Origin of the sequence: Patiriisocius sp. Uisw_017 (genome assembly GCF_047731265.1) — a bacterium.
Classification (GTDB): domain Bacteria; phylum Bacteroidota; class Bacteroidia; order Flavobacteriales; family Flavobacteriaceae; genus Patiriisocius.
In genome coordinates this window covers 1,031,824-1,047,373 of sequence record NZ_CP159835.1, presented here as the reverse complement: position 1 = coordinate 1,047,373, position 15,550 = coordinate 1,031,824, and the positions used below count along the sequence as shown (strand labels likewise).

Here is a 15,550-nt window from a genome sequence, read left to right as displayed (position 1 = left end):
AGGTTATTAACCTGTTGATAAAGCTAAATTGCTATTTTTACTTATATTGTTTAAAAAATATCATTGAAAAAACAGGTTTTTCTATTTTTGTTTCTCTTTTCAGCAAATTTAATTGCGCCACTTTGTGCGCTATTAATAACTGAAAATGATGCGATGGAGGTGGTTCTTTCAACAAATGAAGAAGAAATTATTGATTCTGAGATAGACATTGAGGTAGATAAAATCACTACAGAAATAGTATGTTCCTCAATAGCGGTAGGATTAAACACAAAAAACCCTTCATTAAAAACGCGCAAGGACTTTCATAGTGACAAGGACTATTCTTTTAACTATTCCCCTCCTCCAGACAAGACCTAGTTCTTATAAATTTTAATAAACAACAAACAATTATTAAGCAGGCAATCCAATTGCTTTGCAAACATTTTTTAATACAAATACTATGTTTAAAAATATCTTTACAAATTTTAGAGGCAATATATTTGGTGGTGTAACAGCAGGTATTGTCGCACTTCCTTTAGCGCTTGCCTTTGGAGTACAATCAGGTTTGGGACCAAGCGCAGGACTCTATGGAGCCATTATGATTGGCTTTTTCGCGTCTTTATTTGGAGGAACAAACACCCAAATTTCCGGCCCTACCGCCCCTATGACTGCGGTTTCAATGATTATCATTGCAGGTATTATTGCTGCAAATGATGGCAATGTTGAGAAAGCAATTCCATTTATCTTATTGGTGTTTTTACTTGCAGGCTTATTTCAAATTTGTTTGGGTATTTTGGGATTGGGAAAATATATAAAGTATATTCCATATCCTGTGGTTTCTGGATTTATGACTGCCATTGGTGTCATAATTTTGGTAACACAAATTCTTCCAATGTTGGGATATTATACGGTAGATGATAAAGAGTTCATAACACAATTTAAACCCGAAGCAGAAGAAGTTTTATTAGATAAAATTTTAAAAGAAGAAGCTGGTGAGGGAATTTTAGTACTAGAAGATTTCAAGGAAACCGTCGCGCGGGCTGAGCTTATTACTAAAGATGAAATAGATGCAGAAGCAATGATCCTTGCAAAAACCGCCGGATCTGGTGTCTTGGGCGCAATAAAATCGTTGCCGAGGGCTTTAAAAAACATAAACTGGTTAGAATTTTGCCTTGCAGCTGCAACGATATTTATAATATTTGGTTTTAAACGTATTACCACAAAAGTGCCTAGTACGTTAGTTGCTTTGTTGGTAGTTTCTTTAGTAGCCTACTTTTTAAAATTGGATTACAGACCCATTCAAGAAATACCTTCAGGATTTCCAAACTTGAACCTTCAAATGTTCTACACTTTTGAAGTGGGCCAAATATCGCCTTATATATTTACGGCACTAACATTGGCTTTTTTAGGAGCAATAGATTCACTTTTGACAAGTGTAGTTGCAGATAATATGACCAAGACGAAGCACAATCCTAATCGAGAATTGATAGGTCAAGGTATTGGTAATAGTATTGCATCTGTTTTTGGAGGTATTCCAGGCGCTGGAGCAACTATTCGAACGGTGGTAAACATCAATAGCGGTGGTACTACAAAACTATCGGGTATGGTTGCGGCACTCGTTTTACTTATTATTTTATTGGCATTAGGCCCTATTGCTTCTCAAATTCCTGCCGCAGTGTTAGCGGGTATTTTGATAACAGTGGGTATAGGCGTTATGGACTATAAAGGCCTAAAAGCCATTCCTAAAATGCCTAAAAGTGAAGTGCTTATTATGCTGGTTGTTATGTTACTATCTGTCTTTTGGGATTTAGTATATGCCGTAGGAATTGGATTGATTATGGCTTCGATTATTTTTATGAAAAAAATTGGAGACTCTATTGCTGAAAGGTCTAAAGTGGTTGCGCTTTCAGACTCTGCTTCTCTAGATTTAAGCTGGAAACAAGAATTTCCTATTCCAGAAAAATTGAAAGAAGAAGTGTTTCTAAAACGAATTGCTGGCCCTTTATTTTTTGCTAATACAAGTGCTTTTCAAGAACTCGCTACAGAAATTCCTGATACGGCCACCCATTTAATACTTAAACTGCGATTTGTGTCTTATATAGACCAATCTGGTTTATATGCGCTGGAAGATTTAATCCTTCAATTGCATAATGATGGGGTAAAAGTATTGCTAGTAAAATTATTAGAGCAACCTAGAATGATGATGGAAAGTATTGACATTATACCAGATTTAATTGCGGAAGAATTTATTTTTGAAAATTTTGAAGATGTTATTGAATACATTACTAAGAATGTGGAGGATATAGTATAAGTTTTTTATTTGAAAAAGTATGAGCTATAAAAAGCTCCTAGAATGGTGTTTTTTAGGAGCTTTTTTAGTCTTATTTCGAATTTTACTTTTTGATAAATTGCTTTGTATGTAAAGTACCTTCTTTGGTTTTAATTTTTATAAAATAGACTCCTACTTTTAAATCTTCCACATTTATTGTAAAAAAAACCTGCCGTGGTTATTGTTTTACTCATGAGTTGTTTACCAGTGATGTCTAGAATGTAATAGGTACTATTAAACAAGCGATCATCTAATCTATCTAACATTAAAGTGGTAGTAGTTGGATTGGGATATAATGAAAGTGTAACAGTATTTATATCATTGTTGCCAAGTAAGGTATTGCCATATATGGTTTGGTCACCGTTTGGTATAGTAATAATCAACTCTAAATCATTGCCATCAGGGATAACTTCATAAGTATGCCGTAGCGTCATTATCCTCGTAAAATGCATAGTATAAAAACAAATAAGCGGTGTCAGTAGGATTAAAACAACCACCGGCACCAGAAGTCCAACTGTTTTCAAGTACGGTAAAAGTTGAATTCGAAATATCAAAACACACACTATTACTATTAAAATCATCACAAATACCTAAAATTATATCATTTGGAGTATCATCAGTAAAATTTAATCTTGTCGATGTAGGAGGAAAATTATCACTATTATTAATGATGAAGTTCCTTAAATACCAAGTTTCATCATAAAGCCGTGGGTCCTGCGCCAGTGTATTTAGTTTAATAAGAATTATTATGATTAAAGTATGTTTTTCATAATTAAAAATGTTAGACATCACTAGGGAGAAAAGTAAGTTTAGGGATTTTCTTTTAATCAGAAAAATACAAGATCAACATTATTTAAAACGGTACGATTAATTTTCAATTTAATCCTCATTCCTCAATTTATCAACTTCAGTTAAAATATTGGGGAGAATCAAAGGTGCAATCTTAGTGACGGGTTCATAGAGTAAAGAGGATTCCTTTTTTTCTTCAGGAATTAACAATCCACTTATGTTTTGTGATGCATTGATAAACATAAAAATAACACTTACAATAAAAGCCATTTTCAAAGTATTAAAAAGGCCTCCAAGGAGTTTGTTGAGTAAACCAAGTGCTGCGAAATCTACAATTTTAGTAAGTAATTTTCCAGCAATAGAAATGGAGAGTAAGATTATAATAAATGTAATAGCAAAAGCCGTTAAGTTTATAGTTTGCTCGTTCCAATCCACTTTTTCAGAAAGATAGGTCGCTGCGTAATGCGAGAAATGAATAGCGCCATAAACACCTAAAATTAAACCCAGTAAAGAAGCTATCGTGGATAAAAAACCTTTTGTTAGGCCTTTATAAAATGAAAAAATTAGGATGACGCCAAGGACAATATCTATAATGTTCATATGTCGAGTTAAGAGTTAAGAGTTCATTTGCGATTTCAAAAGTCCCCCTTCTGAATTTCGAACAAACCCTTGTTAGTTTCGTTGATGTTTTTTCCGAAATCTATCACGCAATATATACGCGACACGGGCAGAAACCATTACGCGGGGGAAAAAACATTTCGTCTCATTTCTAATTTTCAACCGCTGGGGAAGGAGCTGAGCCTGTTAGTTTCAATTTTAAAAGTTATTTTGGAGTACAATTTACTAATTTTATGTACAATAAATGGTTCCGTTTCTAAATCACACAAAGGACGAATTACTATAATACCCTAATAGATTTCAATATCTTTGTGGCTTATATTTAAAATAAGGAGATTGGCTAGGAAGAGATTCCTGCCTACTCAGGAAGACATGGCAAGAGACGAACAATTAAAACAACGCTGGGGTGAGCTAGTTACATTTTTAAGTAACCGCTTTGCAGACGGAGACACCTTGGATTTAGATGCAATTATTTATTTAGTAGGGGTTCAAGAATTGGGACAGATGCAACGTAAATTCAAAAAGGATGAAAAGCTTAATCTTATGCATATAGCTATATGTAGACTTTTAGAGCCCTTTGGTTATTATGAATTTGAATTTTTTGACGAGGAAGGATGGCCCCATTATAAAATTTTAGAAGAACTTCCGCCTTTAAAAGCTGGGGAGCAAAGTGTCTTAATGAAAGATGCCATTGTTCAATATTTTGTTGAGAAAGAGGTGATTAAATAAAAATTTAAAAAACCAAATTACAAATAACAAACAGAGCTTTTTATATGAGTTTCTGTAATTTTGTACTAATAAGTCATATAATCGTTCACTTGTGGTGAGCAGAGCCGAAACATGATAGACAAGATAAAAGGACATATTGAAAAAGTAAAAGCCTTTTCAAGTGAAACGACTGAAGACATTGAAAAATTCAGAATCGAATATCTAGGAAAAAAAGGACTGTTGAATGATTTTTTTGCGGAATTTAAAAACGTCGCAAATGATCAGAAAAAAGAATTTGGTCAAGTATTGAACACGCTTAAAAATACAGCTCAAGATAAAGTAGCCGAATTAAAGGCGAGTTTAGAAAACGAAGCTGAAGCAACGGAATCGTTACAAGATTTAACAAGACCAGGGCAAGCGATCGAGATTGGATCTCGTCATCCTGTTGAAATTGTAAAAAATAGAATCATAAATATCTTCTCGAACATTGGTTTTAACGTTTCAGAAGGTCCAGAAATTGAAGATGATTGGCATAATTTTACAGCCCTAAATTTGCCGGAATATCATCCAGCAAGAGATATGCAGGACACGTTTTTTATACAAACCAATCCTGATGTGTTATTACGCACACACACCTCTTCGGTTCAAGTGCGGTACATGGAAAATAACGAGCCGCCTATTAGGACTATCTCTCCAGGACGCGTATACCGTAACGAAGCAATTTCAGCAAGATCTCACTGTTTCTTTCACCAAGTGGAAGGGCTCTATGTAGACAAAGGGGTGAGCTTTGCAGATTTAAAAAAGACTTTGCAATATTTTACTACAGAACTTTTTGGCAAATCAAAAATTAGACTGCGCCCTTCTTATTTTCCGTTTACAGAACCTAGCGCCGAAATAGATGTGTATTGGGGTTTGGAAACCGAAACAGATTACAAAATAACAAAAGGAACAGGTTGGCTAGAAATAGGAGGCTGCGGAATGGTAGATCCTAACGTATTAACAAACTGTGGTATTGATGCCGAAATTTATAGCGGGTTTGCCTTCGGCGTTGGGATTGATAGGATTGCGATGTTGTTGCATCAAATTCAAGATATAAGAATGTTGAGCGAAAATGATATTAGGTTTTTAGAACAATTTAAGGCGAGTTTCTAGCTTAGGCACAATTTGGAATGAATCATTTTCGCAGGAATAATTCATTAAAAGCCAATCAGATACCAGAATTTTTAAAGATAATCAATGCCTATATTTTAAATTTACTACGACTTTTTTTGAGCCCTTTTATTTTGCTTAGAATAAATGAAAGGCGGAACTTATTAAGATCGTACTAAAGTTACTGCCAAAACATATAATTAATTATTACGGTGAGAAAAGATATTGAAATCCCAGAAGTTAAAGATGTTTACGTTGCGGCGGTTTATGAACTTAACGAAACCTATAATACCCAAGACTGGAACATTTATATTATTAATGACGGTGAAACCCCCATTGAGACTGTTTTAATAGTAACACAAGGGTATGATGAAAAAGATATGACCGCTCCTATGCGCAAGTCAATTGCTATAATTCCTGCTAAAGGATTTGCCTTGATTGAATACATTGATGAGAGTGTCTTTAAGCTTGATAATTTCTTTACAATTACCTTTTTTAGAGGGCAAAACATGTATGATAAGCGATTTGAGTTACCACGGTTTTCTATTGTCGAAGAGAACCTTGTTGCCCTTCCGGTAATGAATCCTAAAGGTGTTTTGGCAAGATAACAGCACTTACAAGGCGTTATTTATAAATAGAGACTTCTAAAATAATCGCTACACGTCTGTTTTTAAGATGTTTACTTATTTTGTTTGTCTCATCATTAGTTTGCTCTTTCGCTCTCGCTTTATAATTGCTACTTTTAGGGTAGTAGATTTTTCATTATAAAGCCTTGCTAAATTTGAAATTAAAATTCTTCATACTTTTTATTACCATCGGCACGGCTACTTTAGTAAAAGGGCAAGAATATAGTAGTGCCTATTTAGAGTCTAAATCTTACGACTACCTCTCCTTGCTCTTTAGCATGAAAATAAAGGATACATTAACTGCAAAGCAAATTGCCCGCGCCACTATTATAAAAGGGAAATTAGAGGGTAATTATACAAAAATTGGTCTTGGATACGAACAGTTGGCTAGAGTTTCAGAAAAAGAGGAAGCCCTTAAAATGTTGGACAGTACCATTCATTATTCTATTAATAGTGATCATATAGACTTTCCTGCTATTGGATATTTGTACAAGTCTTATTTTCAGTTTTATGATGAGAAGTATGTCGCAAGTTTGCAAAATGCGATTTTAGGATATCGTTCCGCTAAATCAAAAAATAATGTGGAGCAGCAAATTGCAGCATTAAATACAATTTCAGCAGTAAATAAATTATGGGGTAATTACTCAAAAAGCCTTGAAACCGATTTTCTAACGCTGGAATTAATTAAAAAATTTGACACGCTCCAAGACAACAAAAACTATCTAACAACATTAAAAAATATTGGGCTTGGATACGTACAACTGAAAGAACCAGATCCTGCACTTCATTACTATAATTTAGGAATTGAAAACGCGTTGGCGGCAAAAGACACCGTGGCATATTATGAATTTGTTTCTAAATCTGCGGCACCATTATTTCAAAAAAACAGAATACGATCTGCAAAGGATAGTCTTATAAAAGGGGACATATATAGAGACTCCTACAATGCGAGTTATGTTCGCTATTTTGATCTTAACATGGGGAAATATTACTTTGAAATTGGTGACCAGAACCTTGGCGTTGACTTTCTTAAAAAAATAGACAAAGAATATGAAATTAATAAAATAGTACATCCAGAACTTCCTGATGTTTACGAAACGCTAATTGCTCACTATAGAAAAAAAGGAGATTCTAAAAAGCAAATAGAGTACCTGTATAAGCTTAATGAAGTAACTACTTTAATTAATGCAAAAAAACAGAAAGTTAAAGCAGAAACCAATGAAGGGTTTATTATTCCTGAGCTTGTTGAAAGTAAAGAATTTGAGATAGACAGTCTCAAAAATAAAAATGCAGCGGCAAGAAATATAATATGGTGGGTCGCTGGTGCATTAGCAATAGGCTTGTTTTTACTGTTTTATGTATATTCTCGTCAAACAGTTTATAAAAAACGTTTTGATGAGTTAATGACAAACCAAAAGGCCGAAAAGAGAAAGCCAAAAGAAGTTTCAAAAACCAATAATATTTCGCCAGAAATTATAGTTTCGATTTTAAAACAATTGGAGGAATTTCAAAATAAAAAGTTATTTAGAGATAAAAATGCTACACTAAATAAAGTCGCAAAGTCTTTTGGCACAAATTCGTCGTATTTATCTAAGGTTGTGAATTTAGAAATAGATAAGAACTTCTCCCAGTATCTCAATGACTTAAGAGTGGCATTTGCTATAGAAGAATTAAACGAGAACCCGCGTTTTAGAAAGTATACTATTAAGGCAATTGCAGAGGAAAGTGGTTTTAAAAGTGGAGAATCTTTTTCAAAGGCATTTTATAAAAAGCATAAAATTTATCCTAGTTATTATTTGAAAAAGTTAGAAATGGATGGGGAATGATTTAAAAATCAATTCAATTTGTCAGTCAATTTTAGAAATACAATTTTTGGATTTTTATTTTCATAAAGAATTTCAAAAATTGCTTTTATAATGGGTGTTTTAGCTTTATTCTTTCCTTTCGCTTGATTTAGATTATAGGCGCTTTTTGCGGCATAGTATCCTTCAGCCACCATACTCATTTCCATTTGAGCGCTTTTAACGGTATAGCCTTTTCCAATCATATTCCCAAACATTCTATTTCTGCTAAAAACAGAGTATCCCGTTACCAATAGATCTCCTAAATAAGCAGAGTCATTAATGTCACGTTTCATTTTATGAACCTTTTTTACATAGCGTTTCATTTCGCGAATGGCATTGCTCATCAACACACTTTGAAAGTTATCCCCGTAGCCCAATCCATGTGCAATGCCGGCAGCAATGGCATAAATATTTTTGAGCATCGCAGCATATTCGGTTCCAATTACATCATCGCTTGCGTTGCATTTTATATAATCGCAACTAAGATTTTTACAAACAATTTCAGCCTTTTCTTGATCCGCACATGCAATGGTTAAATAGGACAATCGTTCTAACGCAACTTCCTCAGCGTGGCAAGGTCCAGAAATCACCCCAATATCAGCAAATGGAACGCCTAAGTGGGTGTTAAAATGATCCCCAACAATAAGACTGCTTTCTGGAACAATTCCTTTAATGGCAGAAAAGATAATTTTACCCTCTAATGAAGCGGTTAAACTTTCCAATTCCTTATGCACAAAAGCTGACGGTATCACAAAAAAAAGATAATCTGCATACGCGACTATTTCATTAATATCGTTACTGAGCTTTAGTTTTTCTGGGTTAAATTCAACCGAACTCAAATAATTAGGATTGTGCTGTTCTTTTTTAATGTGTTCTAGCGCATAGGTGCTTCTCATATACCAACCCACTTCATCAAGATTTTCGCATAACATCTTTACAATGGCTGTTGCCCAGCTTCCGCCTCCCAATACTGCAAACTTGAGTTGTTTTTCCATAAACTTAGTAGTGTCTGTATTTCAAAAATAATGAATTAAAATAGAATTTAAGTAGATAGTATGAATATTCAGTTTTATAAAACCAATCGAAAGCATTAGCTTATTTAATTGGTTTTCAGCGAACTATGCTTTTGGTATAATTTATGAAAATTGAGAGGTATTAACTTTAACAGGATGACTTATGAACGCGATGAAACTATTTTTAGGAATGAGCCTTGTAACAATGCTCTTGACTTCTTGTTATACGGAAACTGTTATCGTTGAAGAACCTCACAATGGTAACACTCCACCAACTGTAACATTAGGGCAACTAATGGGCTCTTATGAATTGTGGTATGTTGATATAAATCAAACACAAGGCAATGGGTACATTCCATTTTTACAAACAGCATTTACCATGTCATTTGTAAGCGGAACCTTGCACGCAAACAATAATTTAGTTGGCATAGGAGACCAAGGATATGGATATGGAATCGACGTTGGTTTTTATGATGTTTATAATTTTGATGTAGACATAACCCACGATATTGATGGTTATTATCATTTTGAGGTAAACCAATTAAGCAATAATAGTATTGAGCTGTACAACAGGTCACTCGATATATCGTATGTACTTATTGGGTATCAACGTGACACCTTTGATTATAACGGCTTGTTTTACGATAATATTCATTATTTTTTACAAGAATATGCTATTTGGGAAAAAGTATACACAAGCCAAGAAGGTGCTCTTAGTGAGTTTGACTATGAAAACTATGTGGCATTTTTGCCAGGAGGTGGTGATGGAAACTTCTTGAGTTCACAAGATCAAAATGGGACAAATATCAATAATCTTTATTGGAACTATCAAGGCATTTATAATGTTGACAATGTGGTCGGAAACCAACACCTGAAATATTTAACGTTAGATTATGACTTTTTAGGCAATGAGTATTTTGAGTTGAGCGTTATCAATGACAATACAATATTACTGTATCATTCTAGTTCTGGAACTACTTATAAGTTTAGAGGAAGAGGGTATATTGAATATAAAAACAAAGATGGGAAGCTCAGAAAAACAGCTGCTGAAATTGAAAAAACAATGAAAAACATTAATCAGTTTTAGTTTGGCATCTTATTTGAATATAAAAAATAGTAAAAAGACATTAAGCTTTTTTTGGTTGGTTAGTTAGAAACCGCTTTTCGATTCTACTTGAATTGGAGGCGGTTTCGCTTTTCTTATTAAATTTATAGAGGTCAGTAGTTAAATACGCACCACAATATAATTTTACAATATTGATTTTCATATATTAAAATATATTCTATTGTCCGCTTGAGCATTATTTGAAAAATCAATGCAATTTATTTTGATAATACCTAGTGCAACGATCGAGAACTATTCGCCAGTTAAAAGTAGGTTTCGACTTTAGTTTATCTTAAGCCTGTCGAAAGGCTCAACAAGACATTTAGAGATTATTTTATCTGTAATCTAAGTAACTAACTACTGACCTTTATAAATTTAACAGTTATTTCGATTAATGATTACAATAAATCGAATTACTTATCTTTTAGAGTAACTACCATTGTACAAAGAGAACAAGAACAACTTGCATTATTGGTTTTAAAATCGAAACCGGCTGCACAGCCACATTCTCCAGAACAACTAACACTCCAAGTTGTTCCAAGCCCACGTTTTGCATTAATCTCATAAATAACTAAAACATTATCTTCAGAACCTTCGTCGTCAATAAAGCTGAACGTTCCAATAATGTTTTTTTCCCAAAGAATAAATCTATGTTTTTGAAGTTATTGGTTTGTGAAATATCGGGAAAGTTTTTTGAAAGGAACTCATCATACTCAGTAAACATCATCTTAAAAAATCCTAAATTTAACACACTAGAATAAAACGGTTTTGTTTCAAAATCCTTATTTGTGGTTGGATTTTTGTCATGAAATGTAATGGTCATTGTGCAAGGAGAGCAGGTACAACCGCCTTGACCTGAATCCATATTTATAAAAAATTGGCAACCACACTCACCAGAACATACAAGAGACACACCATTTTTCCCGCCTCCTCTTTGCAAGTCTTCCGTTAATAGAGGCTCATAATTTGATAATTTTTCTACAGAATAACTCTGTGAAATAGAACTAACAAAAGATTCCGAATTTTAAAAAGTAGAAGTGTCTTCTTCAGAACAAGAAAATAGAACAGTAAGTAATGCGAATAATAAATAATTTTTTCTGGTGATAAAATAATTTGGCAGTTAATAATGTTCACCAAATTAGCGAATTAAGTTGAAACCGTTTTTTTTAACATAAGGCTAACAAATCTCTTGTCTATAAAAATTCATTTCATCTAGATATTCCCATACATTTTGCGGCAACATGGGGCAAATGTTCTTTTTGTCTTTAATGGCTTTTCTAATAAACGTAGAAGATAGCTCCATAATAGGGGCCTCTATTTTTGAAATTGAAGTCGACTTTGCAACGGAAGCAGATACTTTAGAAACCCCAGAAATTCTTGGATATACATAAATGTGATACCGCTCTAAAAGAACTTCATAATTTCTCCATTTGTGAAGACTTTTTAAATTGTCCTCTCCCATAATTAAACAGAAACTTTGTTCAGGATATTTTTCCTCTAAATAGGTCAACGTGTTTACAGTGTAATTAGGTTGCGGAAGGTCAAATTCTATATTGCTTGCCTTTAGTTTTGGGTAGTCTTCTAGCGCAATACGTACCATAGCTAAACGATGATGATTGTCGAGTAAAGTACTTTTCTTTTTATGAGGATTGTGAGGTGTCACCACCATCCAGACTTCATCCAAGTCACTAAACTCTACCATATAGTTGGCAATAGTAAGGTGCCCAACGTGGATGGGATTAAAGGTCCCAAAATACAAGCCTATTTTTTTTGAATCAGCCATTTATTCTTCTTCTAAATTTATAGCTCCTTTTGATAATTGAGAATCTTCAAAAAGGGGTTTGCTAATATGACCTAGCACTAATTTTTCGGCTTCTTCTAGTGCATGTTCCAAGGTGTCATTTAATATAGTAAAATCGAATCGCGGAGCTGTAGCCATTTCAACGGAAGCTTTTGCGATGCGCATATTAATTTTTTCCTCGCTTTCAGTCTTTCGCTTTTTCAGTCTAATTTTTAATTCTTCTACACTAGGCGGTTTAACGAATACTGCTAATGTTCTTTCTGGGAATTTCTTTTTTATGCGTAAACCACCTACCACATCTATATCAAAAATGACATTCTTTCCCATGGCCCAAATACGCTCTATTTCGCTATGCAGTGTGCCGTAGAAATTATCACGATACACTTCTTCCCATTCCAGAAAATCATCATCTTTCATTTTCTGTTTGAAATCTTTTAAACTTAAGAAATAGTAGTCTTTTCCGTGCTGTTCTTCTCCTCTAGGAGCACGTGAAGTTGCAGATACCGAAAATTCTAAATTCAGTTTTTCAATACCTAGTAAATGCTTTACGATAGTTGTTTTACCGCTGCCAGAAGGAGCAGAGAATACAATTAGCTTTCCGCCTTTTTTCATTACAATACGTTTAGCGCTTGTTCTTTTATTTTCTCCAATTCATCTTTCATTTGGACCACCAGTTGTTGCATTAAGGCAAAATTACTCTTACTGCCTATGGTATTGATTTCTCGGCCTATTTCTTGGGTTATGAAGTTGAGTTTCTTACCGTTGCTGTCTTCACTATTTATAGCTTCTCTAAAATAATTTAAGTGATTTTGAAGCCTCACTTTTTCTTCGGTGATGTCATATTTTTCAAGGTAATAAATGAGTTCTTGTTCAAATCTATTCTCATCTATCTTCTCCTTAAGGTCATTAACGGCATTTCGCAAACGTTCTCGAACATTTTCGATTCTTTGACCGTCAATAGTAAGTACTTCTTCAAGATAGGTTTCAATCAGGTCTACACGTTGTAAAAAATCTTGTTTTAGCACTTCGCCTTCATCGCTTCGGTATTTGTTTATCTCAACCAAAGCTTCTTTCACTGCTTTTAAAATTTCAGTAAACTCGTTTTCGTCAATCTCTTCTCGTTCTGTTTTAAAAGCATCGGGCAAACGTACCGCCATTTTGAGTAATTCGGTCTTGTCGCCATCCACCACTTTTGATAATTGCTCGATGTATTGTTTTACTACAACTTCATTTAATTTTGTGGTCGTTTCTTCCCCTGTCATTTCGACAAAAAGATTAAAGTCAACCTTTCCTCTAGTGAGTGAAGTAGCCAACATCGTTCTAATTTGCAACTCTTTTTCACGATAAGAGGAAGGTACACGAGTGTTTAGATCTAAACTTTTACTGTTGAGTGATTTCACCTCCACCGTTATTTTTTTTGTTGGTAATTGAATGACGGACTTGCCGTAACCGGTCATTGACTGAATCATAAATACGTTAATTTAATTGCAAAGGTAGCAATTATCAGTTCCATTTTAATGGTTCTGTTCTATTTCGATTTTCCGTCGCGATCAAAATGTGTATTTAGGTATTTTTCGGTCATTGGAACCGTGCATATAATAAGCATTGTTGAAGTCAAAACCGTTCCTATAAGTCTATGCTGAGGGATTAAAAAATAAATGATAACAAGTACTATACACGCAATGAGATTTAATTGTAAAAATAATTTTGAAGAATACCCATTGGCAGCATCCCAAACCGTTTGATTTTTCATAGATCGTGACGTGCGATAGCGATACAAGTGGTTTATTTTTTTAGGAGGAAATTTAAAAAAGATAATTCCAAGAAGAATCATAAACGAACAATAGCCAACTGCAAGCAGTAGTAGTTTTAAGTTCTCATTCATCACGGCTGATTTTTTCTATAAAATCTAATGTACGGCGTTCAGAATAATACACATTGTTTGACACATGAAAACCTACGTGACCGCCACTTTTTGGTACTTCAAGATGGATGTTTTTGTGATTCTCTGCGATGTCATAAGGGTAGCATTCTGAGGATAAAAAACTATCATTTTCAGCATTTAATATGAGTACTGGAATTTTTATGTTGGGTAGATACTGTAAACTACTGCTTTTTTCATAATAGTCATAGGCGTCTTCAAAGCCGTGGGCTTTTGCAGTATATAAATTGTCAAAATCTAGTAAATTCTGAATTTTCTTTAGCTCATCTGCGTTCATGGCATTGGGAAATTGATTCATTTTACGCTTGTACTTTTTCTTGAGATCGTTGATAAAAGTTTGGCTATAGACTACATTTTCTGTTTTAACCAGCTGCTCTAAGGCACCTCTTAAATATAACGGCGTAGAGATCGCGACGCCAGCTTTAATCTGTTTTGGCACTTCTTTTTGTTCCCCTAAATATTTCAAAAGCACATTACCTCCTAGACTAAAACCAATTAATGTTATTTCCTCATAATTTTTATGAGTAAGTAAATGGTTAATGAGTTCTGCTAGATCTTCAGTTCTACCACTATTATATGAAAGATAGAGCCTGTTTTCCTCGCCGCTACAGCCACGGTGATTCATCCCAGCTACATCCCAACCATTTTTAATTAAAACGTTTGCTTGCCCTTTCATATAAACACGTTGTGCATTCCCCTCTAAGCCGTGCAAAAGGACAGCAACTTTTTTAGTAGCTTCATTTTTTGCAATGTTGTAACTCCAATCAATATCCACAAAATCACCATCACTCAATTCCAATCTTTCCCTTGTTTGTATAAGCGAAGGGATAGGGCGAAGTTTGGCCGAATAGATCGTGGCAAAATGACCGTTTTTAAAGATCCCTTTTGCTTTGTAAGGTGATGGAACTATTGGCATACAATTTAAAATTGTGTTGAGTTGCAAGGTATGAAGTTTACTTCTTTAATAACAAGCTATAATATTGTTTTGTAGTTAAGATACCAATTGGTACCTTTGTATATGCGCAATGCGGAAACGACAAAAGATTTAATAATTAGGGAAAGTGCCAACCTCTTTAATACGCAAGGATATAAGGCTACATCTATTAGCGACATTACAAAGGCCACTGGCTTTACCAAAGGCGCAATTTACAGGCATTTTGAGAGTAAAAGTGATCTGGAGCAACAAGCGTTGAGAAGATTGGCAAAGTTGATGTTTACAGAATTAGGCGAAACTATAAAAAGAGCAACTACGTTTCAAGATAAGATGGAAGCGATCTTTTCGTTTTTTGGAAATTATATGCACACGCCATTGTACCAGGGTGGCTGCCCTTTATTAAACGCGGCAACCGAAGTTGATGACACTAACCTTATTTTGCGTCAACAAACGTTCAATATGCTCGCACTATTGAAAGCTTCCGTTGCAAAGATTATTGAAAATGGAATAAAAAATAATCAAGTAAAAAAGAATACAGATACATTGTTTTATGCTACTATTTTTATAGCAACTTTAGAAGGAGGTATTATGATGAGCAGGCTAGAAAGAAATTCTGAAGCGATTCTTTACACCATAGGACATTTGCGAAATATCACAAATCAAATTTCGGCCTAAAAAAATTTAACATTATAGATACCAATCGGTATCACTAT

General features: G+C 34.2%; 19 protein-coding genes. 8 read left to right on the top strand and 11 right to left on the bottom strand.

Annotated features, from left to right (window positions below):
- Nucleotides 1-63: 63 nt before the first annotated feature.
- Nucleotides 64-357, top strand: coding sequence for a hypothetical protein (locus ABXT67_RS04750; protein WP_415376138.1), 294 nt, complete (start codon nucleotides 64-66; stop codon nucleotides 355-357).
- Nucleotides 358-439: 82 nt separating this feature from the next.
- Nucleotides 440-2,290 (top strand): SulP family inorganic anion transporter, encoded by a 1,851-nt coding sequence (locus ABXT67_RS04745; RefSeq protein ID WP_415376137.1) that lies wholly within the window; start codon nucleotides 440-442, stop codon nucleotides 2,288-2,290.
- An 82-nt stretch (nucleotides 2,291-2,372) separates the two neighbouring features.
- Here the strand turns inward: ABXT67_RS04745 and ABXT67_RS04740 are convergent, their stop codons facing one another.
- The 4 genes from ABXT67_RS04740 to ABXT67_RS04725 form a co-directional block, all read right to left on the bottom strand.
- Nucleotides 2,373-2,459: a hypothetical protein gene (locus ABXT67_RS04740; RefSeq protein ID WP_415376927.1), complete on the bottom strand. Its 87-nt coding sequence runs from the start codon at nucleotides 2,457-2,459 to the stop codon at nucleotides 2,373-2,375.
- The gene (locus ABXT67_RS04735) at nucleotides 2,419-2,742 is read right to left on the bottom strand and encodes a hypothetical protein (RefSeq protein WP_415376136.1); all 324 of its coding nucleotides are present in this window, start codon (nucleotides 2,740-2,742) and stop codon (nucleotides 2,419-2,421) included. Before ABXT67_RS04735 ends, ABXT67_RS04740 begins: the two co-directional genes overlap by 41 nt.
- Nucleotides 2,720-3,100 (bottom strand): hypothetical protein, encoded by a 381-nt coding sequence (locus ABXT67_RS04730; protein WP_415376135.1) that lies wholly within the window; start codon nucleotides 3,098-3,100, stop codon nucleotides 2,720-2,722. The genes ABXT67_RS04735 and ABXT67_RS04730 overlap by 23 nt, the downstream gene beginning before the upstream one ends.
- 87 nt (nucleotides 3,101-3,187) lie before the next feature.
- A complete protein-coding gene (locus ABXT67_RS04725) occupies nucleotides 3,188-3,697 on the bottom strand; it encodes a CvpA family protein (protein WP_415376134.1) in 510 nt (169 codons plus the stop codon).
- A 390-nt stretch (nucleotides 3,698-4,087) separates the two neighbouring features.
- On the opposite strand from ABXT67_RS04725, the gene ABXT67_RS04720 reads away from it, so the two are divergent.
- From ABXT67_RS04720 to ABXT67_RS04705, 4 genes are all read left to right on the top strand, one after another.
- Nucleotides 4,088-4,444, top strand: a complete 357-nt coding sequence (locus tag ABXT67_RS04720) for a hypothetical protein (RefSeq protein WP_415376926.1) — start codon at nucleotides 4,088-4,090, stop codon at nucleotides 4,442-4,444.
- A gap of 111 nt (nucleotides 4,445-4,555) precedes the next feature.
- Complete coding sequence (pheS, locus tag ABXT67_RS04715; RefSeq protein ID WP_415376133.1) at nucleotides 4,556-5,575, top strand: phenylalanine--tRNA ligase subunit alpha; 1,020 nt, start codon at nucleotides 4,556-4,558, stop codon at nucleotides 5,573-5,575.
- Between the two features lie 209 nt (nucleotides 5,576-5,784).
- Entirely contained in the window at nucleotides 5,785-6,180 is a 396-nt protein-coding gene (locus tag ABXT67_RS04710; protein WP_415376132.1) for a hypothetical protein, read from the top strand.
- A 173-nt stretch (nucleotides 6,181-6,353) separates the two neighbouring features.
- Nucleotides 6,354-8,024, top strand: a complete 1,671-nt coding sequence (locus ABXT67_RS04705) for a helix-turn-helix domain-containing protein (protein ID WP_415376131.1) — start codon at nucleotides 6,354-6,356, stop codon at nucleotides 8,022-8,024.
- Nucleotides 8,025-8,032: 8 nt separating this feature from the next.
- Here ABXT67_RS04705 and ABXT67_RS04700 read toward each other — a convergent pair whose 3' ends face one another.
- Nucleotides 8,033-9,037 carry an NAD(P)H-dependent glycerol-3-phosphate dehydrogenase gene (locus ABXT67_RS04700; protein ID WP_415376130.1) on the bottom strand — a complete coding sequence of 335 codons (1,005 nt, stop codon included), beginning with the start codon at nucleotides 9,035-9,037 and terminating at the stop codon, nucleotides 8,033-8,035.
- Nucleotides 9,038-9,218: 181 nt separating this feature from the next.
- Between ABXT67_RS04700 and ABXT67_RS04695 the strand changes: the two genes are divergently transcribed.
- The gene (locus ABXT67_RS04695) at nucleotides 9,219-10,142 is read left to right on the top strand and encodes a nicotinic acid mononucleotide adenyltransferase (RefSeq protein ID WP_415376129.1); all 924 of its coding nucleotides are present in this window, start codon (nucleotides 9,219-9,221) and stop codon (nucleotides 10,140-10,142) included.
- 589 nt (nucleotides 10,143-10,731) lie between these two features.
- Here ABXT67_RS04695 and ABXT67_RS04690 read toward each other — a convergent pair.
- The 6 genes from ABXT67_RS04690 to ABXT67_RS04665 all read right to left on the bottom strand — a co-directional run bounded on the left by ABXT67_RS04690 (nucleotide 10,732) and on the right by ABXT67_RS04665 (nucleotide 14,846).
- Complete coding sequence (locus tag ABXT67_RS04690) at nucleotides 10,732-11,100, bottom strand: hypothetical protein (protein ID WP_415376128.1); 369 nt, start codon at nucleotides 11,098-11,100, stop codon at nucleotides 10,732-10,734.
- A gap of 237 nt (nucleotides 11,101-11,337) precedes the next feature.
- The gene (gene nadD / locus ABXT67_RS04685) at nucleotides 11,338-11,943 is read right to left on the bottom strand and encodes a nicotinate (nicotinamide) nucleotide adenylyltransferase (protein ID WP_415376127.1); all 606 of its coding nucleotides are present in this window, start codon (nucleotides 11,941-11,943) and stop codon (nucleotides 11,338-11,340) included.
- Entirely contained in the window at nucleotides 11,944-12,573 is a 630-nt protein-coding gene (gmk, locus tag ABXT67_RS04680; protein ID WP_415376126.1) for a guanylate kinase, read from the bottom strand.
- On the bottom strand, nucleotides 12,573-13,430 hold the full coding sequence (locus ABXT67_RS04675; RefSeq protein ID WP_415376125.1) for a YicC/YloC family endoribonuclease: 858 nt from the start codon (nucleotides 13,428-13,430) through the stop codon (nucleotides 12,573-12,575). Before ABXT67_RS04675 ends, gmk begins: the two co-directional genes overlap by 1 nt.
- A 59-nt stretch (nucleotides 13,431-13,489) precedes the next feature.
- The gene (locus tag ABXT67_RS04670) at nucleotides 13,490-13,846 is read right to left on the bottom strand and encodes an SdpI family protein (protein WP_415376124.1); all 357 of its coding nucleotides are present in this window, start codon (nucleotides 13,844-13,846) and stop codon (nucleotides 13,490-13,492) included.
- Nucleotides 13,839-14,846: a YheT family hydrolase gene (locus ABXT67_RS04665; protein WP_415376123.1), complete on the bottom strand. Its 1,008-nt coding sequence runs from the start codon at nucleotides 14,844-14,846 to the stop codon at nucleotides 13,839-13,841. Before ABXT67_RS04665 ends, ABXT67_RS04670 begins: the two co-directional genes overlap by 8 nt.
- Nucleotides 14,847-14,921: 75 nt before the next feature.
- Here ABXT67_RS04665 and ABXT67_RS04660 point away from each other — a divergent pair, with 75 nt between their 5' ends.
- Complete coding sequence (locus ABXT67_RS04660) at nucleotides 14,922-15,512, top strand: TetR/AcrR family transcriptional regulator (protein ID WP_415376122.1); 591 nt, start codon at nucleotides 14,922-14,924, stop codon at nucleotides 15,510-15,512.
- Nucleotides 15,513-15,550 lie beyond the last annotated feature (38 nt).